General features: G+C 67.6%; 26 protein-coding genes and 1 pseudogene. 12 read left to right on the top strand and 15 right to left on the bottom strand.

Going from position 1 to position 26,702, the window contains the following annotated elements; translation table 11 throughout:
- Window positions 1-328: 328 nt before the first annotated feature.
- Window positions 329-472, top strand: coding sequence for a hypothetical protein (locus D892_RS46460; protein WP_156959411.1), 144 nt, complete (start codon window positions 329-331; stop codon window positions 470-472).
- Between the two features lie 165 nt (window positions 473-637).
- Here the strand turns inward: D892_RS46460 and D892_RS0106945 are convergent, their stop codons facing one another.
- The 3 genes from D892_RS0106945 to D892_RS0106935 all read right to left on the bottom strand — a co-directional run bounded on the left by D892_RS0106945 (window position 638) and on the right by D892_RS0106935 (window position 2,986).
- A complete protein-coding gene (locus D892_RS0106945) occupies window positions 638-1,864 on the bottom strand; it encodes a cytochrome P450 (RefSeq protein ID WP_024800551.1) in 1,227 nt (408 codons plus the stop codon).
- 8 nt (window positions 1,865-1,872) lie between these two features.
- Window positions 1,873-2,073, bottom strand: coding sequence for a ferredoxin (locus D892_RS0106940; protein ID WP_024800550.1), 201 nt, complete (start codon window positions 2,071-2,073; stop codon window positions 1,873-1,875).
- 268 nt (window positions 2,074-2,341) lie between these two features.
- On the bottom strand, window positions 2,342-2,986 hold the full coding sequence (locus D892_RS0106935; RefSeq protein ID WP_024800549.1) for a DUF4097 family beta strand repeat-containing protein: 645 nt from the start codon (window positions 2,984-2,986) through the stop codon (window positions 2,342-2,344).
- A gap of 157 nt (window positions 2,987-3,143) precedes the next feature.
- Between D892_RS0106935 and D892_RS48390 the strand changes: the two genes are divergently transcribed.
- Window positions 3,144-6,647: a BTAD domain-containing putative transcriptional regulator gene (locus D892_RS48390; RefSeq protein ID WP_232236016.1), complete on the top strand. Its 3,504-nt coding sequence runs from the start codon at window positions 3,144-3,146 to the stop codon at window positions 6,645-6,647.
- Here the strand turns inward: D892_RS48390 and D892_RS0106925 are convergent.
- From D892_RS0106925 to D892_RS0106915, 3 genes are all read right to left on the bottom strand, one after another.
- Complete coding sequence (locus tag D892_RS0106925) at window positions 6,631-7,392, bottom strand: ABC transporter permease (protein ID WP_024800547.1); 762 nt, start codon at window positions 7,390-7,392, stop codon at window positions 6,631-6,633. The two genes, D892_RS48390 and D892_RS0106925, sit on opposite strands and share 17 nt — an antisense overlap.
- Complete coding sequence (locus D892_RS0106920; protein ID WP_024800546.1) at window positions 7,389-8,333, bottom strand: daunorubicin resistance protein DrrA family ABC transporter ATP-binding protein; 945 nt, start codon at window positions 8,331-8,333, stop codon at window positions 7,389-7,391. The genes D892_RS0106925 and D892_RS0106920 overlap by 4 nt, the downstream gene beginning before the upstream one ends.
- Window positions 8,334-8,443: 110 nt before the next feature.
- A complete protein-coding gene (locus D892_RS0106915) occupies window positions 8,444-9,397 on the bottom strand; it encodes a YafY family protein (RefSeq protein WP_024800545.1) in 954 nt (317 codons plus the stop codon).
- Window positions 9,398-9,563: 166 nt separating this feature from the next.
- On the opposite strand from D892_RS0106915, the gene D892_RS0106910 reads away from it, so the two are divergent.
- Entirely contained in the window at window positions 9,564-10,115 is a 552-nt protein-coding gene (locus tag D892_RS0106910) for a DinB family protein (RefSeq protein WP_024800544.1), read from the top strand.
- 144 nt (window positions 10,116-10,259) lie between these two features.
- On the opposite strand, the gene D892_RS0106905 is transcribed toward D892_RS0106910, so the two are convergent.
- From D892_RS0106905 to D892_RS0106895, 3 genes are all read right to left on the bottom strand, one after another.
- Entirely contained in the window at window positions 10,260-10,694 is a 435-nt protein-coding gene (locus D892_RS0106905; protein ID WP_024800543.1) for a type II toxin-antitoxin system VapC family toxin, read from the bottom strand.
- Window positions 10,691-10,933, bottom strand: coding sequence for a CopG family transcriptional regulator (locus D892_RS0106900; protein ID WP_051499019.1), 243 nt, complete (start codon window positions 10,931-10,933; stop codon window positions 10,691-10,693). Before D892_RS0106900 ends, D892_RS0106905 begins: the two co-directional genes overlap by 4 nt.
- A gap of 75 nt (window positions 10,934-11,008) precedes the next feature.
- The gene (locus D892_RS0106895) at window positions 11,009-11,620 is read right to left on the bottom strand and encodes a TetR/AcrR family transcriptional regulator (RefSeq protein ID WP_036568317.1); all 612 of its coding nucleotides are present in this window, start codon (window positions 11,618-11,620) and stop codon (window positions 11,009-11,011) included.
- Window positions 11,621-11,723: 103 nt separating this feature from the next.
- On the opposite strand from D892_RS0106895, the gene D892_RS0106890 reads away from it, so the two are divergent.
- Together D892_RS0106890 and D892_RS0106885 are read left to right on the top strand one after the other, a co-directional pair.
- A complete protein-coding gene (locus tag D892_RS0106890; RefSeq protein ID WP_024800540.1) occupies window positions 11,724-12,377 on the top strand; it encodes a peroxiredoxin-like family protein in 654 nt (217 codons plus the stop codon).
- Window positions 12,378-12,474: 97 nt separating this feature from the next.
- A complete protein-coding gene (locus tag D892_RS0106885; protein WP_024800539.1) occupies window positions 12,475-13,467 on the top strand; it encodes a small ribosomal subunit Rsm22 family protein in 993 nt (330 codons plus the stop codon).
- A gap of 144 nt (window positions 13,468-13,611) precedes the next feature.
- Here the strand turns inward: D892_RS0106885 and D892_RS0106880 are convergent, their stop codons facing one another.
- Together D892_RS0106880 and D892_RS0106875 are read right to left on the bottom strand one after the other, a co-directional pair.
- Window positions 13,612-14,976: a DUF2252 domain-containing protein gene (locus D892_RS0106880; RefSeq protein WP_024800538.1), complete on the bottom strand. Its 1,365-nt coding sequence runs from the start codon at window positions 14,974-14,976 to the stop codon at window positions 13,612-13,614.
- A 63-nt stretch (window positions 14,977-15,039) separates the two neighbouring features.
- Window positions 15,040-15,828, bottom strand: coding sequence for a helix-turn-helix domain-containing protein (locus D892_RS0106875; RefSeq protein WP_024800537.1), 789 nt, complete (start codon window positions 15,826-15,828; stop codon window positions 15,040-15,042).
- A gap of 67 nt (window positions 15,829-15,895) precedes the next feature.
- On the opposite strand from D892_RS0106875, the gene D892_RS0106870 reads away from it, so the two are divergent.
- Window positions 15,896-16,840: an LLM class flavin-dependent oxidoreductase gene (locus D892_RS0106870; protein WP_024800536.1), complete on the top strand. Its 945-nt coding sequence runs from the start codon at window positions 15,896-15,898 to the stop codon at window positions 16,838-16,840.
- A gap of 179 nt (window positions 16,841-17,019) precedes the next feature.
- Here D892_RS0106870 and D892_RS0106865 read toward each other — a convergent pair whose 3' ends face one another.
- Window positions 17,020-17,526: a nuclear transport factor 2 family protein gene (locus D892_RS0106865; protein WP_084160968.1), complete on the bottom strand. Its 507-nt coding sequence runs from the start codon at window positions 17,524-17,526 to the stop codon at window positions 17,020-17,022.
- 274 nt (window positions 17,527-17,800) lie between these two features.
- Here D892_RS0106865 and D892_RS40610 point away from each other — a divergent pair.
- The 3 genes and pseudogenes from D892_RS40610 to D892_RS0106845 form a co-directional block, all read left to right on the top strand.
- Window positions 17,801-18,040, top strand: a pseudogene (locus tag D892_RS40610) (single-stranded DNA-binding protein); the annotation flags it as partial.
- 499 nt (window positions 18,041-18,539) lie between these two features.
- Window positions 18,540-18,851, top strand: coding sequence for a hypothetical protein (locus D892_RS0106850; protein ID WP_198036848.1), 312 nt, complete (start codon window positions 18,540-18,542; stop codon window positions 18,849-18,851).
- 194 nt (window positions 18,852-19,045) lie between these two features.
- The gene (locus D892_RS0106845; protein ID WP_024800532.1) at window positions 19,046-19,999 is read left to right on the top strand and encodes an AraC family transcriptional regulator; all 954 of its coding nucleotides are present in this window, start codon (window positions 19,046-19,048) and stop codon (window positions 19,997-19,999) included.
- Between the two features lie 255 nt (window positions 20,000-20,254).
- Here the strand turns inward: D892_RS0106845 and D892_RS46450 are convergent, their stop codons facing one another.
- Window positions 20,255-20,674, bottom strand: a complete 420-nt coding sequence (locus D892_RS46450; RefSeq protein ID WP_156959410.1) for a hypothetical protein — start codon at window positions 20,672-20,674, stop codon at window positions 20,255-20,257.
- Window positions 20,675-21,092: 418 nt separating this feature from the next.
- Between D892_RS46450 and D892_RS0106835 the strand changes: the two genes are divergently transcribed.
- Both D892_RS0106835 and D892_RS0106830 read left to right on the top strand, forming a co-directional pair.
- Window positions 21,093-21,752, top strand: coding sequence for a type IV toxin-antitoxin system AbiEi family antitoxin (locus tag D892_RS0106835; RefSeq protein WP_369801735.1), 660 nt, complete (start codon window positions 21,093-21,095; stop codon window positions 21,750-21,752).
- On the top strand, window positions 21,739-22,488 hold the full coding sequence (locus D892_RS0106830) for a nucleotidyl transferase AbiEii/AbiGii toxin family protein (RefSeq protein ID WP_024800529.1): 750 nt from the start codon (window positions 21,739-21,741) through the stop codon (window positions 22,486-22,488). Before D892_RS0106835 ends, D892_RS0106830 begins: the two co-directional genes overlap by 14 nt.
- 1,329 nt (window positions 22,489-23,817) lie before the next feature.
- Here D892_RS0106830 and D892_RS48385 read toward each other — a convergent pair.
- On the bottom strand, window positions 23,818-24,651 hold the full coding sequence (locus tag D892_RS48385; RefSeq protein WP_024800528.1) for a hypothetical protein: 834 nt from the start codon (window positions 24,649-24,651) through the stop codon (window positions 23,818-23,820).
- A gap of 90 nt (window positions 24,652-24,741) precedes the next feature.
- Window positions 24,742-25,101: a hypothetical protein gene (locus D892_RS0106815; RefSeq protein ID WP_024800527.1), complete on the bottom strand. Its 360-nt coding sequence runs from the start codon at window positions 25,099-25,101 to the stop codon at window positions 24,742-24,744.
- 150 nt (window positions 25,102-25,251) lie between these two features.
- On the opposite strand from D892_RS0106815, the gene D892_RS40595 reads away from it, so the two are divergent.
- Window positions 25,252-26,634 carry an IS1380 family transposase gene (locus D892_RS40595; RefSeq protein WP_036566803.1) on the top strand — a complete coding sequence of 461 codons (1,383 nt, stop codon included), beginning with the start codon at window positions 25,252-25,254 and terminating at the stop codon, window positions 26,632-26,634.
- The last annotated feature ends 68 nt before the right edge of the window (window positions 26,635-26,702 follow it).

Raw genomic sequence — 26,702 nt, 5'->3', positions numbered from 1 at the left:
GCTGCGGCTGCGGGCGAAGCGCGGAAACTGAAGGGGGCGCAACGTTTGTCGGTCGTCCGGCTCGGTGGGGCGACGTCCGGGTAAGACGCGAATGGCAGGCGATCGGCAGGATCGGCCAATGCGACCAGGGAGGTTCGCCATGGGAGCGGCACCGGCCACTACGACAGCGGAAGCCATCCGGCGTGCCCGTACTCGTCGCGAGATCGATGACGGTGCGGCATGTCGGCCCCCACGCCCCTCCGACGTGACGGCCGACAGTTGTGACCACTGCGGGCGGCCGTGCTCGCGCGAGTGCCGGTGCGTCACTTTCGGTGGCCTCGTCTATCACGTGTGTTCCCTGGATTGCTACACCCTCGTTCGCGACGGTGGTGAGGAGATCGGTAGCCGCAAGACCACCAGCCACGATCATCCCGCCGGTCCGGCACTGGGCTCGCTGCGCGCCTGGCACGAGCGCCGGTACCGATCGGCGTAGGAGTCGGCTGGTCGGGTCGTGCTCCCGTCGGTCGAAGGCTGTTTCCGGACCGTTGAGTTCCGGGCTGTACTGAGGGAAAGCGCCTGTCGCGCAACAGGTTCGGCACTCGAGCCGGGCCGATCGAGATAATCGGCCCGGCGCGAGTCGGCGTGCTCGGCAGAGGGACTACCCGGCCGTTTCCGTCCAGGTGACCGGCAGTTCGTGCACGCCGTAGATATTCATGTCGGTCCGCAGCCGCACCTCGCCGGCGGGGACGGCGAGCCGGAGCGTCGGGAAGCGGCGCAGCAGGCCGCCGAAACCGGCGCGCATCTCGATGCGGGCCAGCTGCTGCCCCAGGCACGTGTGGACACCGTGGCCGAAGGACAGGTGGCCGCGGGCCGTGCGGTGAATGTCCAGGGTGTCGGGGTTGTCGAAGCGCCGCGGGTCGTGGTTGGCGGCCAGCAGCGAGACGACCACCGTCGAACCCTTGCCGATCGTTTCGCCGCCGAGTTCGATGTCGTCGGTGGCGTAGCGATAGAAGATGTCGGCGACGGACAGATAGCGCAAGAGTTCCTCGACGGCGTCGGGCAGCAGTTCCGGGTCGGCGCGCAGGGCGGCCGCCTGTTCGGGATGTTCCAGGAGCGCGAAGGTGCCGAGCGCCAACATGTTCGCGGTGGTCTCGTGGCCGGCGAGCAGCAGCAGGAACGCGATGCCGGTCAGCTCGTCGATGCCGAGATCCTCGTCGCGAGCCAGGTCGGACAGGATGTCGTCGCCCGGTTCGGCGCGCTTGCGGGTGACCAGTTCGGCCAGGTACGTGGTCATCGCGCCGTACGCGGCCATCTTCTCCTCGATCGGCTGATCCTTGATCAGGAACTTCGCGGAGTTGACCTGAAAGGTTTCCCGGTCGGCGTAGGGGACGCCGAGCATTTCGCAGATCACCAGCGAGGGCACCGGCAGCGCGAACGCCCTCACCAGGTCGACCGGCGGGCTCAGGCGCGCCATCTCGTCGAGTTGCCGCTCGGTGATATCGACGATGTGCTCCTCGAGCTGCCGCATGCGCCGGACGGTGAAGGCGCCGGTGAGCTTGCGCCGCAGCCGGGTGTGATCCGGCGGGTCCATGGCGATGAACAGGCCCGGCACCTGCGGGGACGGCTCGGTGACCGCGGGCATGTCGGGGATGTTCTCCAGCGCGTGCACCACGCCGATGTCCTGGCGGGAGCTGAACCGGGTGTCGGCCATCAGCTTGCGGACCGCCTCGTACCCGGTGACCAGCCAGCCCTCGTGACCGTCGGGGAAGATCAGGGGACTGACCGGGCGAGCCTCGCGCAGCGCGGTGATTTCACGGGGCGGGTCGAAGGGGCCGGCAGTGCGCTCGGTGGGGAGGCCGTGCGGGACGGGAACTGTCTGGCTCATCGGATTTCCTAATCGGTAGTGGGGAGGGTGATCGCGCCGGACGGGCACATCCGGACGGCCTCGCGGACGGCCGGCTCCCGCTCCGGTGCGGGTGTGGTGTCCAGCGGCAGCACCCGGCCGTCCGCGTCGTCCTGGTCGAATACGTCGGGTGCGGTCAGTACGCACATGCCGGCACCGATACAGCGGTCCCGGTTCATCCTGAGTTCCATCGGTGATCTCCCCGTGCACGGTCGGGAGGGGATGCAGTAAAGGTCTTGTCCCCGTGGGTTTTCTGCGGTTCGGAGGCCGCGATTGCTGTGCCGGTCAGGGGAAGACTGTCGCCGCACCGGCTGACACCGGCCTGACAGTCCACTGACACGGCGCCGGGCGGTCCACGGCGGTACGTGGGTTCCGTGCGTGCGCCGGAAGGCACTTCGCCGGCACGAGGCGCGCACCGGTGCGGGTGGCAGGCTCGGGCCGACAGTGCCGCCGTTCGCATCAGGCGGCGGTGGCGTGCCGGACGATGACGTTGCCGTACGCGTTGCGCGCGTACACCTGCACGACGTCCGCGCCGTCCTGCGACCGGTCGACCGGTTGCAGCAGGTTCTGCACGGCACCGTGCTGCACGGTGGTCTCCAGCCGCACCGCGCTGCCCGGGTGGATGCCCACCTCCAGATCGCCCATGGTCGTCTCCAGGCGCAGTTCGCCGCGTGACGCCTCGCCGATCCGGATGTCGCCCTGGGAGGTCTTCGCGGTGACCGAGCCGAGCGGGCGCTCGACCTCGATGTCACCGGCGGATATCTCCAGGTCGCACCGGCCGAGTTCGCCCGCGCCCAGCAGTCGGCCGACGGCGGCGGTGCCCTTCAGCCGGGAGCCGGCGGGCACCCGGATGGTCACCTCGATCGACGGGTTGCCGCCGAACGGGGTGTAGGTCCGCCAGTCCTTCGGCGTCCGCACGGTCAGGGCGCCGTCGGCGAAATCGACCCGGGTCTGCTCGGCGGCGCGCACGTCGCTCTTCTTGGTCTCGTCGGCCGGCCGGATCTCGACGACGGTGTCGGTGCGGTCCGAGGCGACGACCTCGACGGTGCCGGACAGCACGTCGACGGTGACGCTAATCGGGTCGGGGGTCGGGAATGTGGTCATGGCGTACTCCTCGGCTGTGCGAATCGGTCGGTGCGTGAGATGCGCGGCGGGGTGGTGGATTGTCGATCCGTGGTCCCGATCGCCGTGCTGCTCACGAGGAATACGGTCGCCTGACCGGCTGATACCGGCCTGACATCGATCTGACAGACCGGCTGACATGGTGTTCGTCCTGGTCACAGCGGACGGCGGGAGTGCGGCCGGGCTGCGGGCCGCCGATCGTGCACGGCAGAATGGTCCGGTGCAGATCGCGTTGCTCGGCCCGCTCGACATCCGAGCAGATGACGGTGGAGTGATCGAGATACCGGGTGCCCGGTTACGGGCGCTGCTGATCGCCCTCGCTCTCGACCCCGGCCGCGTGGTCGCGAAATCGACGCTGGTCGACTGGATCTGGGGCGAACGACCACCCGCCGATGCGGCGAACGCCTTGCAGGCCCTGGTCTCTCGGCTGCGCAGGGTATTACCGGACGGGTCGCTCGACGCCCAGGCGGGCGGGTACCGGCTGGCCGTGCAGCCCCGCGCGGTCGACGCCGTGCACTTCGAACAGCTCCTCGACGAGGCCCGCGGCGGCGCCGGGATGCGACGGCTCGAGCTGCTGCGCGAGGCCCTCGAGCTGTGGCGCGGTGCGCCGATGCGGGATATCGAGGTGAAGGACAGCGCGGCCGTCGACGCGGTGATCATCCGGTTCGAGGGGATGTACCTGGCCGCCCTCGAGGATCGATACGAGGCGGAGATCCGCCTGGGCCGCGGGCCGGAGCTGGTCACCGAGCTGACCGAGCTGGTGGCCCGGAATCCGGTGCGGGAGCGGCTCATCGCCGCGCTGATGCGTGCGCTCGGCGCCGCGGGCCGTGGCCCCGAGGCCCTGGTCGTGTACCAGCGGGCGCGGGAAGCGCTGGCCGACACGCTGGGCGTGGATCCGTCACCGGAGCTGTCCGCACTGCATGTCGCGCTGTTGCGCGGCGAGGTGGGAGCGCAGGAGACCGGCCGCAGGACGAATCTGCGGGCCGAATTGACCAGCTTCGTCGGCAAATACGCCGACGTCGCCGCCGTGCGCGAACTGCTCGCGGAGCATCGGCTCACCACCTTGACCGGGCCGGGCGGCTCGGGGAAGACCAGGCTGGCGCTGGAAACCGCCCGCACCCTGCTCGACGACCTACCGGACGGAGCGTGGCTGGTGGAGCTGGCCTCCGTCGGCGCGACCGGTGCGGGGCGTGGGCCCGGAGGTCAAGGGGGCGGGGAGGATTCGCGAGGCGGGCGCGGGGGAGACGCGGCGGCGGATACCGACGGCCAGGGTGCCGGCGGCCTGGCGCAATCGGCGCTCGCCGCGCTCGGCCTCCGGGACAACATGCTCGGCGGCGCACCGGATGCGGAACCGATCGACCGGCTCATCGCGGCGATCCGCGACCGCGAAACGCTGCTGATCCTGGACAACTGCGAGCACGTGATCGAGTCGGCGGCGGCATTCGCCCATCGGGTCCTCGGCGAGTGCCGCGGGTTACGGATTCTCGCCACGAGCAGGGAACCGCTCGGCATCACCGGCGAGGCGCTGTGGCAGGTCGTGCCGCTGGCGCTGCCCGCCGAGGACGCGGATCCGGGCGAGATCGAATCCTCCCCGGCCGTGCGGCTCCTGCGCGACCGGGCCGGTGCGGTGCGCAAGGATCTCGCGGCCGATCCCCGCGCCCTGGCCACCATGGCGCGGGTCTGCCGGGCGCTGGACGGGATTCCGCTGGCGATCGAACTGGCCGCGGCCAGGCTGCGCACGATGTCCCTCGATCAGCTCGCCGACCGCCTCGACGATCGGTTCCGCCTGCTGACCGGCGGCAGCCGCACCGCCATCCCGCAGCACCGGACGTTGCGCGCGGTGGTCGACTGGAGCTGGGAGCTGCTCAGCGACGCCGAACGGATCGTTCTGCGCAGGCTTGCGGTGTTCTCCGGCGGCGCGAGTGTGGAAGCGGCCGAGCAGGTTTGCGCGGGCAACGGGGTGGGGCCCGAAGCGCGGGGAGACGGGAAGAACAGCGGCGACGAATCCGAAGCGCGGGAAGATGGGAAGAACAGCGCCGACGGATCCGAGGCGCGGGGGGAAGGACGGAACGCCGGCGGTCGATCCGAAGCGCAGGGGGAGAAGGCAGGAGCGGCGCCCGGGCGGCAGGTGGGCGAGGAGAATGCGGCGGTCGAGCGGTGGGAGGTGTTCGACCTGCTGACCGCGCTGACCGAGAAATCGCTGCTGCTCCCCGCGAGCGAGAGCGCTCCGCGCTACCGGATGCTGGACACGATCAAGCAGTACGCCCGGGAGCGGCTCGTGGCCGCGGGAGAAGCGGACCTCGCACGCCGGGAACATCTTTCGTACTTCACCGACCTGGCCGCGACCGCCGAACCGCATCTGCGCCGGGTCGAGCAGCTGGAATGGCTCGCCGTCCTCGAGGCCGAGCACGACAACATCGCCGCCGCGATGCGCGGCGCACTCGCGGCCGGCGACGCGACCGGGGCGATGCGGCTCGCGGCGGGCGCGGGCTGGTACTGGTGGCTCAGCGGGCACAAGGCCGAGGGCCTCGAACTGGTCACCGCGGCCGCCGACCTCCCCGGTGACGTGGACGACGAGACCCGGGCCATGTTGTACGGGCTGGTCACGCATTTCCTGAGTTCCGGGCCGAGCGACGAGCGCCGGATGGCGGAGTGGATCCACAAGTCGTACCGGTTCAGCCGGCACAGCCGGTCCCGCTATCCGCTGCTGGCATTCGCCGCCGCGCTGGAACACATGTTGCAGGGCCCGGACGAATACCTGCACGCATTCGAACCGCTACTCACCGACGACGACCCCTGGGTGCGCGCCCAGGCCCGGCTGCTGCTGGGCAGGCTGCGGGTCGTACTCGGCCACGCGGGGTGGGAGGCGGACGAGTATCTGGAGGCGGCGCTCGCCGAGTTCCGCGCGATCGGGGAGCGCTGGGGGATCTCGCTCGCGCTGACAGAACTGGCGGAGCGCATCGCCGTGCGGGGTGAATTCGCCTCCGCCTGTGACTATTTCGATCAGGCGGTCGCGGTGGTCACCGAGGTCGGCGCGATCGAGGACGCGGTCCGGATGCGGGCGCGGCAGGCCCAGTTGTACTGGCTGCTGGGTGATTCGGAGGCGAGCGAGTTCGCGATGGCCGAGGCGCAGCGGTGCGCGGACCGAGCGGCCTGGCCGAATGCCCTGGCCCTCGCGGCCCTCGCGAAGGCGGAACTGTATCGGTGGAACGGTGACAGCGAGGAGGCATACCGCCAGATCGACACCGCGACAACGGTTCTGGGCAGCGACGCGGAGCAGGCGCACATCAGCGCGACGGTACAAAACTTGCTCGGCAACCTCGCCGAGGATCTCGACGAGGCCCGCGCGCGCCACACCGCGGCCTTCCGGGCGGCCGCCGAGGCGGGCTACGCACCCCTCGCCGCCCAGGTGATCGTCGGGATCGCGGACCTGGCGCTGCGTGCCGGCGACGTCGAACAGGCCGCGCGCCTGCTCGCGGCGGCCGCCGGAGTGCGCGGGCTGCCCGATCGTTCGCATCCGGACGAGATCCGGATCGAGCGGACCGCGCGGCGCCGCCTCGGCGAAGAACTCTTCACCGAGGCGACGCGGGCTGGGGCACAAGCGAACTGGCGCGACCTGGTAGCGGCTACGCTCGCTTGTTGAACGTGGCGCGTGACCACACGTATCCGATGACGGCGAACCCGGCGCACCAGGCGAGCGCGGCGGCGGTGTAGCCGCCGGACGGGGTGCCGGTGAGAAATCCGCGCAGCGACTCGATGATCGGCGTGAAGGGCTGATACTGCGCGAACTGCCGGACGCCCGGCCCCATCTTGTCGGCCGGCACGATCGCGCTGCTCACGAAGGGCAGCATGATCAGCGGCACCACGGTCATACCCGCGGACTCCGGGGTCTTCGCGGCCATCCCCAGCGCGACCGTGAGCCAGGAGGCCGCGAACGAGGTCGCCGCCATGATGCCGATCGCGCCGAGCCATTCGAGTGACGTTGCGGGCGAACGGAATCCCAGCGCGAAGGCCACACCGACAACGGCCGCGATGGCGACCACGTTGGTCAGGATGGTGGCCGCGACATGTCCGGTCAGCACGGCGCCGCGGGAGACGTCCATGACCTTGAACCGGTTGATGATGCCCTTCGCCATATCGGAGCTCACCGCGACCGCGGTGCCCGACAACCCGTAGCTGATGGCCAGCAGGATCAAACCCGGTGTCGCGTAGTCGATGTAGTCCCCGCCGACATCGAAGGCGTTGCCGAACACGTACACGAAGATCAGCATCATCACGACCGGCATCAGCGCCGCGTTGAATATCGTGACCGGGGATCGGGCGATATGTCTGGCGTTGCGGCGCAGCATGATCGACGAATCGGCCAGCGGTGCGGTCAGGGTGCTCATGATGCGGTGACCTCCGTGGTCGCATGTCCGGTGAGGGAGAGGAAAACGTCGTCGAGGTCGGGGGTGTGGACGGTGACCTCCTCGGCCTCGACCGCGGATTCGGCGAGCCGGTCCAGCAGGTGGCGCAGGAATGCCGACCCGCCGCTGCCGGGCACCCGCAATGTCAGGGCCTCGTCGTCCCGGGTGGCGTCGGGCAGAATCAGTTCCGCCGCATCAAGTTCCGTGCGGCCGGCGAACCGGAGCTGGATATGGCTGCCGGGTACTCGGCGCTTGAGGTCGTCGGGCGTGCCTTCGGCGACGATGCGGCCCTGATCGAGCACCGCGATCCGGTCGGCCAGCTGGTCGGCCTCCTCGAGGTACTGGGTGGTGAGGAAGATCGTCACACCGCCGGAGGTCAACTCGCGCACGATCTCCCACATGGTGCGGCGGCTGCGCGGATCCAGTCCGGTCGTCGGCTCGTCCAGGAAAACGATCTGCGGCTTGGTGACCAGCGTCATCGCCAGGTCCAGCTTGCGGCGCATGCCGCCGGAATAGGTGGCCGCCCGCTCGCGCGCCGCCTCCACCAGATCGAACCGTTCCAGCAGCTCGGCGACGACCCGCTTGCCCGCGGCGCCCCGCAGGCGGTGCAGGTCCGCCATCATGTGCAGGTTCTCTTCCCCCGTCAGCAGATCGTCGACCGCCGCGAACTGACCGGTGACCCCGATCGCCGCGCGTACCGCCTTGGTCTCGGACGCGATGTCGTGCCCGGCGACGCGCGCCGTGCCGCCGTCGGCCCTCGACAACGTGGTCAGGACGTTCACCGCCGTCGTCTTGCCCGCACCGTTCGGGCCGAGCAGAGAAAAGATGGTCCCGGCATCGATACTCAGATCGATGCCGTCGAGGACGGTCTTGTCCCCGTAGGCTTTTCGCAGCCCGGAGGCCGCAATTGCTGTGCTGTTCATGGGGACCACGGTCGCCGCTCGGGCTGATACCGGCCTGACGTCGAGCTGACATCCCCTGACATCCTCACTGACGCGGTCCGGCCTCGGCCGCACCGGTCGCATGTCGGAGCCTATGCCCGCCCGAAACGTTCGGCCCAATTCTTGACCTGGGCAATGAGTTCCGGGGGTTGCAGGATCTGGAAGTCGGCGTCGACGACGCCGAGGGCCATGGTCGGCCAGTCCAGCGAGTCGGCGGTCATCGAGACTCGGCACCGGCCCGGATCGACTTCCTCGATGGTGCTCCAGCGGCCGATGCGTTCGCGAACCGTTTCGGCGGGGGCATCGATCAGCACCTCGACCCGGTACAGCCCGGGCAGGTTGTCCAGTCCGGCGCGGACGAATGCGGCGGCATCGTCCGCCGGGAGATCACGGGGCAGGAAGCGCGAACCGTCGCCCTCCAGTTCGGCGACCCGATCCACGCGAAAGCTGCGCCAGTCGTGGCGGTTCAGGTCGTAGGCCACGAAATACCAGCGGCGTCCCAGCGAGACCAGCCGATGCGGTTCGACGTGCCGGTCGGTGCGGCGGCCGTCGGCGGCGGTGTACAGGAAGCGCAGGCGTTCGGTGTCCCGGCAGGCCAGGGCGATCGAGGTGAGCACACCGGTATCGACGGCGGGCCCGGGCTGACCGCCCCAGCTGCCCGGGACGGTCATCGCCCGGATGGCCTCCACCCGGCGCCGCAGCCGCGGCGGCATCACCTGCACGAGCTTGGCGAGCGCCCGGACCGACGATTCCGCGACGCCGGGCGCGGTCATCACGGTGGCGGTCTGGAGGCCGACCACCAGCGCGACGGCCTCGTCGTCGTCGACCATCAGCGGGGGGAGCGCGGCGCCCGCGGCGAGCTGGTAGCCGCCGTCGGCCCCGCGGCGCGCGTCGACGGGGTATCCCAGGTCCCGCAGTCGGTCGACGTCGCGGCGGAGGGTGCGCGCCGATACCCCGAGCCGGTCGGCGAGTTCGCCGCCTGGCCAGTACTTATGGGTCTGCAGCAGGGACAACAGGCGCAGCGTCCGCGTGCTCGTATTCGCCATGCCTCGATTGTCGGTCCTATTCCGGACGGATTGTGACCGCTGAGCCTTCGTCGGCCGACCGCGGTGCGGTGTCCGGCGCATTCAGGTCAGAAAGTGGCCGCTAGGGGTCATACCGTGGATCTCGAAGCAACGGAGCACCATTCACCACCTTCGAAAGGCGAAAATCATGGCCGAGTCCGCCACCCTCAGCAACCCGAAGTCCAACACTGCGCTGTCCGGCGAGCGTGCCGATCTGCTCACCCAGCTCGCGGCGGCCCGGCGTTTCCTGCGTTTCACCACGCGCGATCTGTCCGACGAGCAGGCCGCGTCCCGCCCGACCCACAGCGAGCTGTGCCTGGGCGGTCTGATCAAGCACGTCACCGCGGTGGAGCGGGGCTGGGCCGATTTCATCCTGGGCGGCAAGTCGCTGATGAAGGATTTCGACGATATGACCGAGGAGGATTTCGCGCAGCGCGCCGACGAGTTCCGCATGCTGCCGGGCGAGACCCTGTCCGGAATCCTCGCCGCCTACGAGGAGGTGGCCGCCCGCACCGACGACATGGTCGCCACCCTCCCCGACCTGAACTCCACCCGGCCGCTGCCGGCGGCGCCGTGGTTCCAGGACACCCACTGGTCGGTGCGCCGCGCCCTGCTGCACATCGTCGCCGAGACCGCCCAGCACGCCGGCCACGCCGACATCATTCGCGAGGCCATCGACGGCGCCAAGTCGATGGGCTGACCGGCAAGCCCCACCGGTTTCGATGGCCCGCGCCAGACCGCGGGCCTGCCGGGCGGGGCGTGTCGCCGGAAATCGGCGGCTCCCTCGCCGAGGTGGTCTCGGTGACGCGCGCTTCACGGCAGTGTGGCCGCGCTGCCCGAGTAGCTATGTGTCCGCAGGCAGGATCCGGAATGAGTGGAAGCCCGGTGTCAGCGGTTCGATGGCGCGGAAGTCGCGTTGGTCCAGGGTGAAGACGCAGTCGGTCTTATATCGGTCGGCGAGCGCGACGCCGACCGCATCGGCGAGGTCGAGTTGCAGCCCTTCGTATTTGGCTCGGACCGATTGTGCCGTGGACAGATCGACGTGTTTCAGTTCCGCGAGACGGTAGCGCCCGTCGATGGTTCGGGTCAGCAGCGCGTCGGTGATCGTCATCGCCGCGGTGAAGCCGAGATCGCGACGAGTCAGATGATCCAGCTCGGTGAGTACCAGCGGTGAGATGATCAGGGTCTCTTGTTCCATGACGGACAGCGCGGGCCCGTGTTCGTCTTGGTCGGCGTCGAATGCGGCGAAGAGCGCGGAGGTGTCTGCGACGACGATCATCGACGGGCCGACCGCTGTTTGATCTCCCGATAGATGTCCTCGCGCATCTCGTCGGCGCTACGCGAGTGCCCGCTATGGAAGACGGGCAGCGGTGCGTCGTCGCGCGGCCGGTCGGACGCATCCAGCAGCATCGCGACGCCGCGGCGGATGAGTTCCGCCTTACTCACTCCGGTAGCCGCGGCCTCCGCGTCGAGCCGGACCTCCAGCTCGTCAGGGAGGTACACGGTCGTTTTCACCATGCCATATATGGTACCACCCGTTGGTGTGGTGAGGTGTCGCGGGCCGGAACTTCGGCTGCGGACAGGGCGGGTCGGTTAGTCCGTCGATCTGTAGTTCGCGATGAGGGTGAGGGCGCCGTCCAGGGCGCGGCGGAGGGCTTGCGGGTCTCGGCGGGCCTGGGCGAGGAGCAGGCCGCCTTGGACGCTGGCCAGGGTCGAGGTGGCGAGGGCGGCGATATCGGTGTCGGGCCGCAGTTCTCCCGAGCGGGTCATGGTCGTCAGTCCGGTGCGGATGGCGGCTTCCCAGCGGTCGAATCCCGAGGCGAGCACGGCGCGGATGTCGGCGTCGCGCTCGCCGAGCTGGCCGACGAGGTTCGCGATGGGGCATCCGCCCCGCCCGCCGCGCCGGTGCTGGAGTTCGACCAGCGCATCGGTCCATCGGACCAGTCCCGCCCAGGTGCCGAGGCCGGCGAAGAGGTCCTCCTGGGCGTCGAGCACCCCGTCGTTGGTGGCCTCGGCCACGGCGCGCAGCAGGTCGGTCTTGTCGTCGAAGTAGTGGTAGAGCTGGCTGCGCGAAGCACCGGAGCGCGCACCCACCTCGTCCAGGCTCGCGCCGAGCGCGCCGTTCTCGGCCACCACTTCGCGCGCGGCGGTCACGATGCGCTGCCGGGTTCGGCGTCCTCGTTCGGTGGTCGGCACGGCTCCCATCGACACAGTATCGCCACACTGGACTTGACAGTCCAATAGCGTCGGCCCCACACTCTTACTGGACTACGCAGTCCAGTCTGCGGTGGCATAATCAGGAGGTCCGATGGCCACGCTCCGTCAGCAGTCCGACCAACTGAAAGCAGCAGCGGCAGAACACCTTCCGGCCGAGGTGGTCGATGTGTTCGATCGCAGCGCCGAAGGTTTTCTCGCTCAGGGCGTCCCCGCGGAGGCGATCGGGGCGGGAGACAAGCTGGAATCCTTCACCCTGGACGACGCCACGGGCACGCCGGTCGCGCTCGAGCAGATCCTCGCGGACGGTCCGGCCGTGATCGTGTTCTACCGGGGCGGCTGGTGCCCGTACTGCAACATGGCACTGCGGGCCTACCAGCACGAACTCCTGCCTCGGCTGGGCGAGTTCGGTGCTCGCCTGGTGGCGATCAGTCCCCAGACCCCGGACGAATCGCTGACCACCGCGGAGAAGGCCGGCCTCGAGTTCACGGTGCTGTCCGATCCCGGCAGCCGGGTGGCCCACCGGATCGGCATCGCGTTCCGGCCGGCCGATGACGTCCTGGCCGCCCAGCGCACGCTCGGCATGGATCTGGCGCAGTTCAACGCCGAAGGGTCGCTCCGGCTTCCCTATCCGGCCGTCCTCGTCGTCGACCGGGACCGCATCGTCCGCTTCGCCGACATCCACCCCGAATTCACGACCCGCACCGAGGTCGCCGACATCCTCGCGGCGCTCGGCAACCTCGGGTGACGGCCACCCGGCACGACCGGGCGGGTCGTCGGCCGAACAGCATTGCGCCACATGGCAGAATGGCGGCCCGGCCAGCACACACGAAGGAGCACCCGGGTTGCCTCTGCCTGTCGAACTCGTCGAGGGGCTCGACAGGGCCTGTGCGGGCATCCCCCAGCGGCAGCTGGCCGTTGCGGTCGATCGGTTGATATCGCGATACCGGGATCCGCGGCCGGCCACCGAGCCCATTCTGGGTTCGCCCACCGAGGTCGCCGCATATGCGGCCTACCGCATGCCCGCCACTTTCGGCGCCGTGTACAGCGCGCTGGAGCAGTTCCTGGAGCTCGCGACCGACTTCCGTCCCGAGACCCTCCTCGATGTGGGCGGGGGAACCGGTGCGGCGTTGTGGGCCGCAGCCGACCTGTTCCCCTCTCTGACGGCCGCCACCGTGCTGGATCAGGTGGACGAGGCGCTGCGGCTCGGACGCCGTCTGGCCGAGAGGTCCGCGTCCGCGGCCGTGCGGTCCGCCGGCTGGCGGCGGGTCACCTTCGCCGAGTCGCCGTTTCCGGGAGGCGCGGATCTGGTTGTCGTGTCGTATGTGCTGAGCGAGCTGTCGCAGGCCGACCAGTCGGCTCTGATCGCCCGATCCTCCGAAAGCGCGGAGGTGGTGACCGTCATCGAGCCGGGTACGCCCGACGGGCACCAGAGAATCCTTGCCGCACGTGAGGTGCTGATCGACGCCGGACTGACGGTGGTCGCCCCGTGCCCGCACCAGGATCCGTGCCCGCTGGCCGACGGCGCGGACTGGTGTCATTTCAGTGCCCGGATCAATCGGACCTCCCTGCACCGCCGGCTGAAGGGTGGCGAGCTGAGCCACGAGGACGAGAAGTTCTCCTACGTCATCGCCTCCCGCACCGCGTACGAACGCGCCGCGGGGCGGATCCTGCGGCATCCGGTCGAGCGCAAGGGACTGGTCACCATGCAGGTCTGCACGCCGGAGGACGGTGTCGTGCCGACCCTGGTCGCCAAGCGCCAGGGCCGGACGTACCGCCGGTCCAGGAAGGTCGAGTGGGGCGACGCCTGGCCGCCGTCCGACCTGGTTGCGGACTGACCGTCCGGCCGAGGCGCCGGATCACCTCACCGCCGGCACGCCTACCTGCCGTTCGGCTCCGGCCCCCGGATCTGTCCGGGATCGGATATGGCAACGGAGTTCTCGACGCTACTGGTTCTCGACGCTACTGCGGCCGGTGCGAGTTCAGTACGGTTCGGCCGCCACGGCTACGCGACCGGAGTCGATGGCGGCCTGCATTGCCCGCATGTCCGCCCTCGTCTGGACGGCATAGGACAAGCCGAAATCGACCATCGCCCTGTCGAATACGTCGGTCGAGCCCAGATAGGAGGCGATCGCTGTCCGGTCGCCGGAGCGAGCGTGGGCGCCGGCCAGCACCGACCCGCACAGCGACGAGTACACCGTCAGATCGTCGGCGGTCAGCGTGGCGATATCGGCCGAGCCCTTCATATCTCGCAGCTGGCGCATGTAGAAGTGGTTGTGCTCGGGGCCCGAACACCAGCCGAGGAAGATATCGCTGGCCGACTGCATCAGCCGCTGCCCCACCACCACGCGCTGCCCTTGGTGCCGATATCTGCTCGGTGCCAGATGCCCCGCGAGCACCGAATGTTCGGCCTGCTTCATCTGCAGGAACAGTGGGCTCGCGGTGTCCCGGTCCTGCAGCAAAACGACGAAGCAGCGGGTCCCGACGCTGCCGACGCCGACCACCTTCAATGCGAAGTCGACGATTTCGTAGCGGTCGATCAGCACCCGGCGTTCGTCCGGCAGGCTGCTCCGGTAGTCGGCGAATGTCTCCTCGACCAGCCGCCGGTCGATCGTTTCGATCGGGACCAGCAGCGGTGGCTGGTTCTTGATCCGCGGAATGCCGTGCGCGTCCGGTTCGGTCAGTTTGTCCAACGCCTGCAGGCTGGTGCGCCGCCGGGCGTTGCCGGCGGCCTTCTCGACTCGCTTGCGCTGCTTCGGTTTGTCGATCAGTTGCAGCACTTCGTCGGCGGCGGTGATCTGATACCAGACGTCCAGGCTGTCCCGGGCGGCCAGCTGCCGCATCGTCTCCCGGTAGGCCGCGGCCGCGGCCCGGACGACGGCACCGGCCTCCCGGTCGGAGAAACCATCGTCATACGCGGCGACGGCGGCACTGGCCGACAGCCGCTTGACGTCCCATTCGAACGGCCCGGGCAGTGTTTCGTCGAAATCGTTCACATCGAATACGAGATTCCGCTCCGGCGAGGCGTAGAGACCGAAGTTCGAGATATGGGCGTCACCGCACAGTTGCACCTCCAGCCCCGTATTCGCTCCCCGCGCCAGATCCGTCGCCATGATCGCCGGAGCACCACGAAGAAAGGCGAACGGCGACTGCATCATTCGCGCATACCGGATCGGCACCAGCATCGACAGCCGAGTCCGCGCCTGCCCCTCCAGAATCGCGACCGGATCCGCCCGTTCCGTTCCCGCCTCCCACACCCCGGCATCGGTACGACTGAGCCGTTTACGAGCGGCCTTCCCTACCTCCGCCGACTCGCACCGCATTTTCTCCGCCGCCATCTCGGCCATTCAGCAAGTATCCCGCTACTTTTTCCCGGCGGCAAGAGGAATTGGTCCCCTGATACGGGCGGTTCAGGTCGACGAGTTCGACTTCCAGGTGTTTCGCTCGAGTGCTGCCGCGGTGCGGGAATCGGCGGGCAGGAACGTTTCCAGTCGCAGCTCGGAGATCGTGACGTCCACGGCGGTGGCGAAGATGGTGATCGCGGTGATCAGGCTCAGCTCGCCGAGACGCGACCGAAGCCGCAGGGGGACAGCGAAACCGAGGTGATCCGTGCCTATCGGGGGCGGGTGCGGCAGATAGCCCTCCAGCTCGGCCAGCATCGCCACGTGTCGCTCGTGCGGGGCGCGGGCGTTGTCCTGCCTCGGCCGTTCGAGTACGTGTTGCGCCCAGTCGTCGAAGTTCAGGATTCGCGGCGCCATTCCGCGCGGATGCAATGCCAGGCGCAGCACGTTCACCGGTGGTTCCAGCAAATCCGGCGCGACGCCCTCGGCGAGTATGCCGAGCCCGTTGTTGGCCGCCACCAGATCGCCGAACCGGTCCACCACGATCGCGGGGTACGGGCTGTGCCCGTCGAGCAACCGCCGCAGACTGTCCATAACCGGTTGCAGCGCAGGATCTTCCAGATCGGTCTCGGGGTAGCTCGGTGCGTATCCGGCCGACAGCAGCAGCGCGTTTCGTTCCCGCAGCGGCAGTTGCAGCGATTCGGCGACCCGCACCACCATGCCGCGCCCCGGCGCAGAGCGGCCGCTTTCCATGAAGCTCACGTGCCGTTGCGTGGTGCCTGCCCGCAGCGCCAGTTCGAGCTGCGACAGCCGCCGCCGTACCCGCCATTCCCTCAGTGCCGCACCGAAACCGTTCATGGTGCGAGCGAAGCATATTCCCTCCAGGGAATTGAGCACATACCCTCGCTCGGCGACGGTTGATCACATGAAATACGGACTTCTCCTTCCGGCGGGCCAGGCGCAACTCGACGCGGGCGGCTCGACCCGGGGCCTGGTCGAGACCGCCGTCGAGGCCGAGCGGCTCGGCTTCGACTCCGTCTGGGCCGGCGACTCTCTCGTCCGCGCCAGGATCGAACCGCTCACCCTGCTGACCGCCGTCGCACAGGCGACCGAACGCGTCACGCTCGGCACCGCGGTGCTGATGCCCGCCTACCGGCATCCGGTGCACGCTGCGGTGACGATCAGCTCGCTCGATCTGCTGTCGGAAGGTCGCCTCGTGCTCGGCGTCGGCGCCGGCTTTCCCGGGTTCAGTGAGCAGGAACTCGAACTCGTCGGGGTGGATTTCCGCACCCGCTTCTCCCGGCTCGACGACACGATCGCGCTGTGGCGCGAGCTGTGGACCGGCAGGCCGGAATCGTTCCACGGCAAGGTATTGCACTACGACTGGTTGCCCGAGGTACCCGGGCCCGCCCGCCCGGGAGGCCCGCCGATCTGGCTCGGCGGGATCACCCCGGCCGCGCTGCGCCGCACCGCGCGGCTGTACGACGGCTGGCTGCCCTACCCGCCCGACCCGGCGGACTACGCGACCGCACTGGCCACGATCCGCGGCACCGCACCGCGCCCGATCACCCCGGCCCTGTTCGCGACCGTATTCGCGGACGACGATGTGCGGCGGGGCACGAAGGCACTTGACGACTACTGCCGAGCCACCTATCGGATGCCGTTGGAGGCCGTCGCGCAGATCCAGGTGATGATGACCGGTCCGGACATCCCCGCCCAGCTCGGACGATTTGTCGACGCCGGTGCCCGGCACATCCTGCTGCGGATCGGCGCGGTCGACTCCGCCACGTTCACCGAGCAGCTGGCCGAGGTCGCGGAGATTCTGTCGGCGCTCCCGCACCGACCGGTCCTCGAAGCCGCCGAGGACTGAACAACAGCTACGGCGTCACGGCGCGTTTCGCCACGCCCGCTCGCTGTGCCCCGGACATCCGGCCGTGCCAGTCCAGCGAGTGCCCCACAATCATTGGGCGCCAGTCGATCTCGGCTGATCTCCCCACCACCATCGGATGGTGGGGAGGTGTAGCGCTGGAGGATCTGGATGGGCTGCGGTCAGCTCGTGCGGGTGACGAGCTTGGGTGCGATGACGTCTACTACTCCCGTGATCGCCTTGACGGGGCTGGTGAGTATTCGTGCCGTCGTGGCCCACCCCGGCCCCCGGGTTGCGGCAAGACGCGTCGCTATGAGGCTGGTGACTGCTCCGAGGCCGGCGAGCGGGCGAACCAGCACCCTGATGTCGCGTATGAGGTCGTTGTCGCCGAAGGTGAGCAGGAACATGACATCGACCGACCGGCCTTCGGCCGATGCCCGGCCCTGCACGATCTCCGCGTTGTGATCTCCGCGGAAGATCGCTGTGTATTCGTCGTCTCTGATGCCGTCGAACAGGGCGCCGAAGACCCGCAATACTTCGTCGGCGCCTACGAACTTCAGCCGTGCGAGCACCGGACTGTGGAAGACCACGTCCGGTGCCAGGATGGCGGCAAGGGCCGTCGAGTCGTGGGCTTGCAATGCGTTCTTGAACGTCCCTGAGCGCGATGCGCGAGCCTGGACTGTCCCCATGGTCGACTCCTCCCGGTGACGTTCATGTTCCTCGCGCTGGCGCCGGTGTTCAACAGCCGAGACTCGGCGGCGGCGGGCTCTACGCCGGGATCGCCACCGCCGCGGCGCATTACGGCGTGCGCGTGGTCGCGGTCGAGCCGCGGACCTGCCGGGCCTTCGACGCCGCACTGGAGAACGGTGGTCCGGTACCCGTCGAGATGGACTCGATCGCCGCCGACTCCCTCGGCGCCCGCACCGCGACTCCTCTCGCTGTGTCGGCCGCTGCGGCCTGTGGTTCGATCGCCAGTCGAACGAATGGGTCGATGGTGAGGCGTTGTTCCTGCGCTGCAGCGCATGGCACGCGCTGGGCGAGCACATCGCCGAAAGCCTCACCCGCGGTGCGAAGGTCGTGGTGGTGGGGCTTCTGGTTCAGCGGTCGTACGAGACCCAGAACGGCGAAAAGCGCACGGTTGTGGAGTTGCGGGCCGACGATCTCGGGCCCTCGTTGCTATTTGCAACTGCGAAACCTCAGCGAATAGGCACGAACCGACGCGAAGGCTGTCAGTAGGGATCCGTGGGGGTCTGATCCTCCCGTTCTGAAGCGGCACCGCGCCGCACCCGCTGCGCCTGAGAGCAATCCGGCCGAGTGATGAGCACTGTTCGGCACGCTGATGGCGGGGTCGGTGACATGGACGCCAACGGTGTTGGTGAATCCCAGCACGGTCCAGGAACGCGCATACGGCCGAGGCGAGGAGGCCCTCTGTCAAGGTTGGCGGATCGATTGTGGGCGCCGCTCTCTGTCGAGGTCGGAGCGGCGCCGTTGGCTGTTGCAGCCCGGTGTCCGCGGAGTCTCGCGGTATGGAGGACCTCGTCAAGGGGTCCTAGTCGATGCTATGGCCGTGGGAAAGCCGCACCTACACTTGGCCGCACATTTCAACTCCATATGGCGGCTCCCTCCCCCAAAAAACCGCCCTGAACTCTAGGAGGAGGTCATGGGCGACACCACTGCCAGCGACACACCGGCGACGGAGCGAGTGTTCGATGCCCTGTCTGTCCTCGTCGATGATCTCGCCGTGTTAGCCGAAACCTCTGATCCGTTGGTGCATCACCTATTCGACATCGGACTACGCCTGCACCACATCCGACGGACGGTCGACCGTCCCGATCTACCCGCGCAGCAGATCAGAGCCGCGCGGGACGCGATCACCGATGTCGTCTGCGATCTCGACACGCTCATCGGCGACGCCGCACGGACAATGCTCACCGTCACCGCCCGCATCGGACCTCTACCCGACGGGCGGCCCGGGTTCCGTGGACGATCCGATGAACTATGCCGTCGTGCGTGAACTGCTTCCCGGGGGCCGGGCCGCCCCGGCTCCGTTGCTGTGGCGGTGCTCCGGCCCGCTCGAAGTCTACGAAACGCGAGCAATCGACAATCGGATGTGCGTGCCCACGTCTGGGCCGACAATGCACAACCCGAGCGGAGCGACACCCTTCGACCGGTGCCGCAACCGCTCGCCTGGATGAATGAGGAAGCACCATGGCACTCATGCTCGACACCGACATGGTTGAGCCGCGTGAGCGCGCCGAATTCACGTCCGTCGTGATGCAACAGGCGTCGGCACCGTCCCATGTGACCGTCTCGGGCCCGGGCGGGACGGTGCAAGCGCGTGTGGACGCATGGGAATTCGGCAGAGCCAGCCTCACCCGGGTTCGGGCATCCGGCCTTCGGCTTGTGCGAACCACCAAGCGAATACGAACATCCCCGAGCCCCATGCTGGGGATCAACATCCAGGAGGTCAACACTGCCCGGCTCGGCCAGGCGGAGGTCCAGCACACGCTGGTACCGGGGTCCTTGTTCTGGGTCGATCTCAACCTGCCCTACGACCTCTATTCGTGCGGTGCCACCGCCCTGCAGGTTCCGCTGGATGTGCTCGGTCTGCCGGCCGAGACGATCCGGCGTGCCATCGTCCGACCGGAAGACAGCCCACTCTCCCCGATGGTGGCCAATCACATTGCCTGGATGGTGGGGTCCGCGGACACGCTGCACGCCGATCCCGCCACACGGGAACTCGGCGATGTCTGCACCGAACTGGTGCGTGCCCTGATCATCTCCATAACCACCGGAAACGGTGACGGGGCAGCGCTTCCGGCGGAGGTTCTGCTGACCGAGATCCGCGGGTACGTGCGCCGGCATCTGACCGACCCGGACCTGGACCCGCCTCGAATCGCCCGCGCGCACAACATCTCTCTGCGCTACCTCTACAAGCTGTGTGCGCAAGCCGATTTCGGCCTCGGACAATGGATCATCGGCCAACGCCTGCATCGAGCCCGCTGCGAGCTCGCCAACCCGGAACACCGCCACCGGCCCATCGCCGTGATTGCGCAGCGATGGGGTTTCCGTGACCCGTCCCACTTCGGCCGCCGCTTCCGCGCGGCCTACGGAATGACACCGCGGCAATGGCGGAATTCGGCAGACAGCAGCGAGCCGTAACACGCGGCCCACCCCGACCTGTCCCCGCCAGGTCATCGACTTCTCGCGCCTGTGCGCAGCTGAGTCCGCAGCTACTGCCCGCGCCTCACTCAACCGTCCGCCACAGCGGTGGTGATCGCACACGGCCAGGAGCGGCGCGGTGGCGAAGTCGCACCCGAGATCAGGCTGACCCGGGACTGGCGCTTCCCCTCCAACCTGGGTTGGTACCCGAGCGGAGCCTGCATCGTGTGACAGTGGCCAACAAGCTCCCGGTCACTATTTGTAATAGGCGAGGTCTGGATGCTCCAGCGCGGAGCCGTATCGTGCTGCACCGGCGATGCCGAGCCCGAACAGGTCGCAGATGCGTCGGATGTCGCCGCCCGTGGCGTGCAGTTCATCGAGGATCCGGTCTTCGCGGATAGCTTGGGCGGTCAGTCCGAGTCGTTGCGTAACCCATGCCACCCCAACGGGTTCGACACAAACGGCCGTGCGCCTGCTGATGAACAAGTACGGGTTAGCCGAATGGGGCCAGCGCCGTTCGCGCTCGGACAACCAGGCTTGGATCCGGACTCGGACAGGCTCGGCGAGAGGTATGACACGAGTGCTGAGATACAGTCGGCCCGAACGGATGTCGGCAAGGCGAATGGTGCGCAGATCGCCGGACCGCAGAGCGTGGAATGCGGTCAGCGCGACCATGGCGGCTGTGGCCGGGGCGGATGAATTGAGCCCGCACGCCCCAGCCGTGGCAATCGCGGTAGCCGGACGCGACCTGGGGTGCATGCCGATGGCACAGGTCGCACAGACCGGCCGAGTAGTAGCCATCAACTCGTCCGCACCGACGGCACGGCGGTGGCGTCACCCGCCGGCCGGGCATGCACTCGTAGCAGAAGTCGGTCCGCGGATGCGTGCCCCCGGCGGGGCGCGCAAAACATGGGCAACTGGAAAACGCCTGGTCATCGCGGATGTGTACCCGGTCTGAGTGCTTCCGATCGCACTGTGTCCGTCGGCAACCGCAGCCGGCGCCAAGTCCGGACAGTGGACTAGGAAGCAGGCGATGGTTTGGTAGTATGCATTCCGTTGGTTAATAGCCTACGAAATGCATACTATCGAGGAGGTGGTGCGGGTGGTCGAGCGCCGCAGCACCTTGCTGCCGAGTGAGCTCTGGCGGGCGCCGCTTCGAACCGTGCGGCCGCAGGACTTGGCCGGCATCTATGCCCAACCGCGGTCCGAGATCGCGCGGCTTGCCGAGCGGGGTGTGCTGCACCGCGTTGCTCACGGCTACTACATCATCGTCCCGCCGGATTACGTCGGCCGGACCTGGCTGCCCGGCCTCGAGGCGGCTGCCGCGGGTATAGGATCATCGATCTACGGGGCGGGTCAGGTCGTTGTCATGGGTATCAGCGCGGCCCGTCTGCTGGGAGCCGTACCTCGCGCATTGGCGACCGCGGTTGTCGCGGTTCCGAGTCAGCATCGGCCGGTCGCACTGACCGACCGTTCGGCACAAGTTCGGTTCGTTCGCCGAGATACCGAGGCACTCGACGCGGAGCGGGTCGAAACGCCGCTGGGTCCTGCGCTGGTCACGACGCCGGAGCAGACTGTGCTCGATCTTGCCCGGCGTCCGGAGCTGGGCAATGCCGAGGCAGAGGTTCGCCCGGCGATCGAGACCCTCTACCGCCGCAGCGATTCGGCGCGGCTCATGCAACTAGCCGCGGAACAGCGTCTGGGAGTGGCGCTTCGGCGTGTGGAAAGTTGGGCGGGGCATGAACATCGATGAACGTGACAGCGTAGCAACTCGATTCGGAGTTTCGCCGGAGCAGGTGGAGCGCGACCATCTGATATCTCATCTGTTGGCGGCAATCAGCAAAAGGTTCGGCGACCGCCTGCACTTCATCGGCGGAACCGCCCTTGCGCGTACACATCTGGTGAACGGCAGGCTCAGCGAAGACATCGACCTGGTCGCTCTGGACAATCGCACGGCACTGGCGGCCGAACTCGACACCGCTCTGCCGCGATCGGTCGCGCGGAGCCACGGTCGGCTGGAATGGGCACCGTCGCTGAGCAATGTCCCGGATACCGGAGGCGCCACCCTTCGCACCGCCTCCGGTATGTCCGTGAAGATCCAGTTGCTGTCGGCCCGCGGCCGAACGGTGTGGCCTGCCGAACTCCGCGGACTCGAGCAGCGATACAGCGACGCGCCACCGGCCGAACTGTTCGTGCCCACGTTGCCGGCCTTCGTCGCGGGGAAGACGGCCACATGGCACGACCGGCACGCACCACGCGACCTCTGGGATCTGTGGGCGCTGAACGACATCGGCGCGATCGACGCCGCCGCGGGAGCGTGGTACCGGAGATACGGCCCGACCAACCGGCTCCCCGCCCCACAATTGTTCGATCACGCACCGCCCGAGGACGACTGGAACGCACAATTGGCCGGGCAGACCCGACTGGCGATTACGGCCGAGACCGCGCTGGCCACGGTTCGGGAGGCCTGGGCGCGAGTTGCGGAGTGACGGCGCGGACGAAGAGCGCATCGCCGCCGCGCAGGCGAAGGCGCTTGCCGCGTTGTTGAAATGGCAGGCGGATGGCTCCGATGTCGGCCGATCCCGATTTCGGGCGGATCCGCGGCTCGGTTGCCCATGTTTCGTGTCATCTAGGGGCCTCGCATCCGGGCAACCGTTTGACCTGCGCATTTCGGTTACGTTGGCGGTCCGTGATTTCCGTGAGTGGACCGTTGAAGGTGCCGGCGTACGGCGGTGTCGGTTGCATGCCATCTTTGCGCCGCCGTCTTGAGTTCGCCTTCGCCTGGACGCCATCTTTGTCCGTTCGACACCCACTCGACGGCTATCGGGCCACAGTACGACCAGTGACTCGTTATGCGTCGCTACGATCTTCGCGACCCCGTCCAATATCTGCGGAAGTCGTAATACTATTGCAATAGCAGCTCCGGACGTCAGCATAAGATACCCGCCCGTCACCAGCCAGGGCGTCTGTCCCGCTAAATTGTTGCGACCACGGCTTGGCTGGCGATGGCGAACCCTAGAATGGTTAGCATTCACACACCCAATAACGTCAAGCGGGCACCAATTCCCTCAAACACGCGAACAGCCTTGCTGTCGTTCGTCGGGTTGGTAGCTGAAGTACCTGTGTTCCTAGGGTTTTTCATTGGTCGCCTCTGCCTCTCTTGGAACGCTCCGAGCACGCTTTGGGGATGTGGGACGATCCTGAGTCTGACATGAGCAGAGTAGTGTCGCATCTTACTAATCAGTATCAAAAGGAATGGTGCGCTAGCGGAGGAATACTTGCTGGACGCTAGGGCATCTACCACTACTCGTTGTACGTCGTTAGACTAACGATCTTCTACAATAACCATGAATTTTATGGTCCGACGAAGATGAAATCAAGACCGATTGGTCTGTCGGGCAGGTTGAAATAAAGGAGGTTCTTATGGATCAGAAACCTCGCCTTGAAACGGCGCCGGTGACGACCTTCGTCGGCATGAGTGTGTCGATGTCGTTCGCTGTCCGATCCATCATCGGATCGGGCCGGTAGCCGTACTTCATGCAGGGCGTTTGTTATTGGTTGCCAGGCCGTAATGTGCGATATAATAGAAGCCGAACGCGAACTCAGCTCTGCGCACTTTTCTGGGAATATTTGTGCACGGCGCTTCTCCTGGCAACATGGAAGCCGCACAATTCGCTGCGGCCCGTTGCAGGCAATATATTGACGGGAACGGGCCGCAGCGATGAATTTGTTTACCACTAAATTTACACTAGAATTAGGATGTTCTATTAATCTTAAATCACATAAGCGATGGCTGCTGAGACTTGTGAGTTACTACGTTACCTTGACTCCAACCCCTGCACCTGCTCCGCAATCCTCCCCGGTAGCTCCGCCGCGCTCAATCGGTAGCGTGACCACTTGTCCTGGCTCTCAGGGTTCGCCGATGCGGAGAAGCGCAGGGTGCCCCGCGTCGTTGGGGTGCCCTTGAACTGGTCGAAGTCTTGGCTGGGCACCAGCCAGGCCGCGCTGAGGGTGCCGTGCTCGATGTCGACGAGAATGAAGAGCAGATCCAGGTCGTCTCTGGGTCGAAAGGTGGCCTGGCGGATCTGCGCCTGGAGCCGGCCGCGGGTGGCGACGGAGCCATCTGACATTTGTGCCTTGACCTGGACGGCCAGCGTGGTGGTGTGATCGCGCAAGTGGAACACGAGGTCGACGCCTTCATCGTCGACGATCGAGGTGGAGACGTTCAGCTGGCCGCGGGTGGCCAGGATGCAGATGGCGGCGACCAGGTACTCGGCTGCTTTGCCCATGCGTGCGGAGTCGACCGACTTCTCCAGGTAGTCGGGTCGTTCGTCAGCGGCTGCCGCTTCCTCCTCGAGATCGAGACTGGTGCTGGGCTGCGGTGGTTCGCCGTTGGCGCCGGGCGGCACGTTGCGGTTCATCGGATCACCCTCGCAACGTGGGAGAAGGCGGCCGCAATGTGGTCGCGATTGCGATGGCCGGTCCTTGTCGATCTGGTGGACCGCCTGCGGGCCGGGGTTGGCCGTGAACAGCACCTCGGTATCGCGGAATTTGGGATGGTTCTGTCCCACTGCAGCTTCCCAGGCGGGCCAGGTCTGCGACTTTCCCATGACGATGACCGCCGCGAGGTCACCGGGCAGGAGGTCGACCACTTCCTTGAGGTAGGGCCGGGCGCGTTGAGCTTCGGCGGCGTGAGACCGGTTCCCCTTCGTGGGATTGGCGACCCACCATGGGATGACGTTTCAGGGGATATAATCGGCGTAGCGCAGACCTGTCTCTTCACACAGTTGGTGCACGTGGTGGGCGGTCTGGTCGTTGTTGTGCAGGCTGATGAGGCCGGACTCGCCATCGGCGGCGTCGGACGGATCCTGCAGCAGCATCAGCACTTTGGCACCGTCGGACCCGGCTCGAGGGTCGAAGTACGGGATGCTCTCGCCGGTGGTCACCCGCAGCTCGTCCACCCACCTGTTGAGTTCGCCGTGGGGGTCGGCGTAGCGCTCGGCCAGGCGATCCATGACATTGGACGGGGTGACGAGCTTGCTCAGAAGCTCACCGCGGTCGAAGGCGATGCGGTTCTTCACGCCACGGTAGGACGATGCCATGTCGGTAGTGTCGGCGCTGGATGGGCTGTTGTTAGCCTCGCGCATTCATGCTGGCTGGGCTGATGTGGGTCCGGAATGGCGAAAGGTGCCTGCGACCTGCGATAATTCGACTTGCTGAAGGTTGAATGATCGCGTTCGGAAGGCACCTTTCTGGTGAAAGATTCTACGTGGTATCCGCGGCTGGCCGCCGACGGGGACGGTGCGGGGCTGGTGTCGCAGGCGGGGACGGTGCTGCTGGTGCGCGCGGCGGAGAGGATCGGGCTGGTGAAGGACCTGTCCGAGGTGCTGGCGCCGTGGCGGAAACCGCTTGCGACACATGATCCGGGCAAGACCGTGCTGGATCTGACGATCGCTGTGGCCGCGGGCGCGGACTGCGTGTCGGATGTGATGGTGCTGCGGGACCAACCGGGGGTGTTCGGCCCGGTCGCGTCGGATCCCACGATCTCACGGCTGATCACCACCCTCGCCGCCGATGTACCGAAAGCGTTGTCCGCGTTGGCGTCTGCCCGCGCGGCAGCGCGGACGGCCGCGTGGAGTGCCGCCGGTGACCGGGCTCCCGACCATGGTATCGATGCCGAGCATCCGCTGATCATCGACCTGGACGCCACCCTGATCGACTCTCACAGCGAAAAAGAAAGAGCAGCACCGACATTCAAACAAGGATTCGGGTTCCATCCGCTGCTGGCGTTCATCGACCACGGCAGCGACGGAACCGGCGAACCCGCCGCAGCGCTGCTGCGGGCGGGCAACGCCGGCGCCAACACCGCCGCCGACCACAGACGCGTCCTGCACGACGCGATCGAGCAACTGCCGTGTCAGCCGGGCTACCGGGTCGGAAAGAAGATACTGGTCCGTGCTGATGCCGGCGGCGGCACGCACGAGTTCCTCGGCTACTGCCACCCCCGCCGGGTCCAATACTCGGTCGGGTTCGGACTCAACGAAACCATCGTCGCCGCACTGGATCTCCTACCGGACACAGTATGGACCCCGGCCTGCAACGGCGACGGCGAACCCCGCGACGGCGCCGCGGTCGCCGAGATCACCGGCCTGATCGACCTGACCGGCCGGCCGCCGGGCCTACGGGTGATCATCCGCCGGGAACGCCCCCACCCCGGCGCCCAGCTGCGGTTCACCGACCACGACGGCAACCGGTTGACCGCGTTCGCCACCAACACCCGCAAAGGCCAGCTCGCTGACCTGGAACTACGCCACCGCCACCGCGCCCGCTGCGAAGACCGCATCCGCACCGCCAAAGACACCGGTCTACGCAACCTCCCGTTCCGCAGCTTCGACGCCAACCGGATCTGGCCGGCCATCGCCACCCTCGCGCTCGACCTGATCGCCTGGCTGCAGACGATCGCCCTGCACGAGGCGCCCGCCCGCCGCTGGGAACCGAAAACCCTGCGCCTGCACCTGTTCTCGATCCCCGCCCGGATCGCCCGCCACGCCCGCCGGGTCCACCTACGACTATCGCGCACAGCATCGGCCACCACCCTCGCGCTCACCGCGATCGACCGGCTACAGGCCACCTGACCAGACCGAACCCGCCCCAACAACCAACGAAAGACCACCCCGGGCCCGGGGAACCCGGCAGCCAGCCC

The organism is Nocardia sp. BMG51109, from assembly GCF_000526215.1.
GTDB lineage: Bacteria > Actinomycetota > Actinomycetes > Mycobacteriales > Mycobacteriaceae > Nocardia.
This window is presented reverse-complemented; position numbering and strand designations above follow the sequence as displayed.

What these genes read in the sequence shown, in the direction of transcription:
- D892_RS0106910 (WP_024800544.1), top strand. Translation starts at nt 9,564, where the DNA reads ATGGCCGAGTCCGCCACCCTCAGCAACCCGAAGTCCAACACTGCGCTG.
- D892_RS0106915 (WP_024800545.1), bottom strand. Translation starts at nt 9,397, where the DNA reads ATGGCGAATACGAGCACGCGGACGCTGCGCCTGTTGTCCCTGCTGCAG.
- D892_RS0106905 (WP_024800543.1), bottom strand. Translation starts at nt 10,694, where the DNA reads ATGATCGTCGTCGCAGACACCTCCGCGCTCTTCGCCGCATTCGACGCC.
- D892_RS0106870 (WP_024800536.1), top strand. Translation starts at nt 15,896, where the DNA reads ATGAAATACGGACTTCTCCTTCCGGCGGGCCAGGCGCAACTCGACGCG.
- D892_RS0106875 (WP_024800537.1), bottom strand. Translation starts at nt 15,828, where the DNA reads ATGAACGGTTTCGGTGCGGCACTGAGGGAATGGCGGGTACGGCGGCGG.
- D892_RS46450 (WP_156959410.1), bottom strand. Translation starts at nt 20,674, where the DNA reads ATGGTCGCGCTGACCGCATTCCACGCTCTGCGGTCCGGCGATCTGCGC.
- D892_RS0106945 (WP_024800551.1), bottom strand. Translation starts at nt 1,864, where the DNA reads ATGAGCCAGACAGTTCCCGTCCCGCACGGCCTCCCCACCGAGCGCACT.
- D892_RS0106880 (WP_024800538.1), bottom strand. Translation starts at nt 14,976, where the DNA reads ATGGCCGAGATGGCGGCGGAGAAAATGCGGTGCGAGTCGGCGGAGGTA.
- D892_RS0106830 (WP_024800529.1), top strand. Translation starts at nt 21,739, where the DNA reads ATGAACATCGATGAACGTGACAGCGTAGCAACTCGATTCGGAGTTTCG.
- D892_RS0106895 (WP_036568317.1), bottom strand. Translation starts at nt 11,620, where the DNA reads ATGGGAGCCGTGCCGACCACCGAACGAGGACGCCGAACCCGGCAGCGC.
- D892_RS0106815 (WP_024800527.1), bottom strand. Translation starts at nt 25,101, where the DNA reads ATGGCATCGTCCTACCGTGGCGTGAAGAACCGCATCGCCTTCGACCGC.
- D892_RS0106925 (WP_024800547.1), bottom strand. Translation starts at nt 7,392, where the DNA reads ATGAGCACCCTGACCGCACCGCTGGCCGATTCGTCGATCATGCTGCGC.
- D892_RS0106900 (WP_051499019.1), bottom strand. Translation starts at nt 10,933, where the DNA reads ATGGTGAAAACGACCGTGTACCTCCCTGACGAGCTGGAGGTCCGGCTC.
- D892_RS0106940 (WP_024800550.1), bottom strand. Translation starts at nt 2,073, where the DNA reads ATGGAACTCAGGATGAACCGGGACCGCTGTATCGGTGCCGGCATGTGC.
- D892_RS48390 (WP_232236016.1), top strand. Translation starts at nt 3,144, where the DNA reads ATGGTGTTCGTCCTGGTCACAGCGGACGGCGGGAGTGCGGCCGGGCTG.
- D892_RS0106845 (WP_024800532.1), top strand. Translation starts at nt 19,046, where the DNA reads ATGGCACTCATGCTCGACACCGACATGGTTGAGCCGCGTGAGCGCGCC.
- D892_RS0106935 (WP_024800549.1), bottom strand. Translation starts at nt 2,986, where the DNA reads ATGACCACATTCCCGACCCCCGACCCGATTAGCGTCACCGTCGACGTG.
- D892_RS0106920 (WP_024800546.1), bottom strand. Translation starts at nt 8,333, where the DNA reads ATGAACAGCACAGCAATTGCGGCCTCCGGGCTGCGAAAAGCCTACGGG.
- D892_RS0106890 (WP_024800540.1), top strand. Translation starts at nt 11,724, where the DNA reads ATGGCCACGCTCCGTCAGCAGTCCGACCAACTGAAAGCAGCAGCGGCA.
- D892_RS0106865 (WP_084160968.1), bottom strand. Translation starts at nt 17,526, where the DNA reads ATGGGGACAGTCCAGGCTCGCGCATCGCGCTCAGGGACGTTCAAGAAC.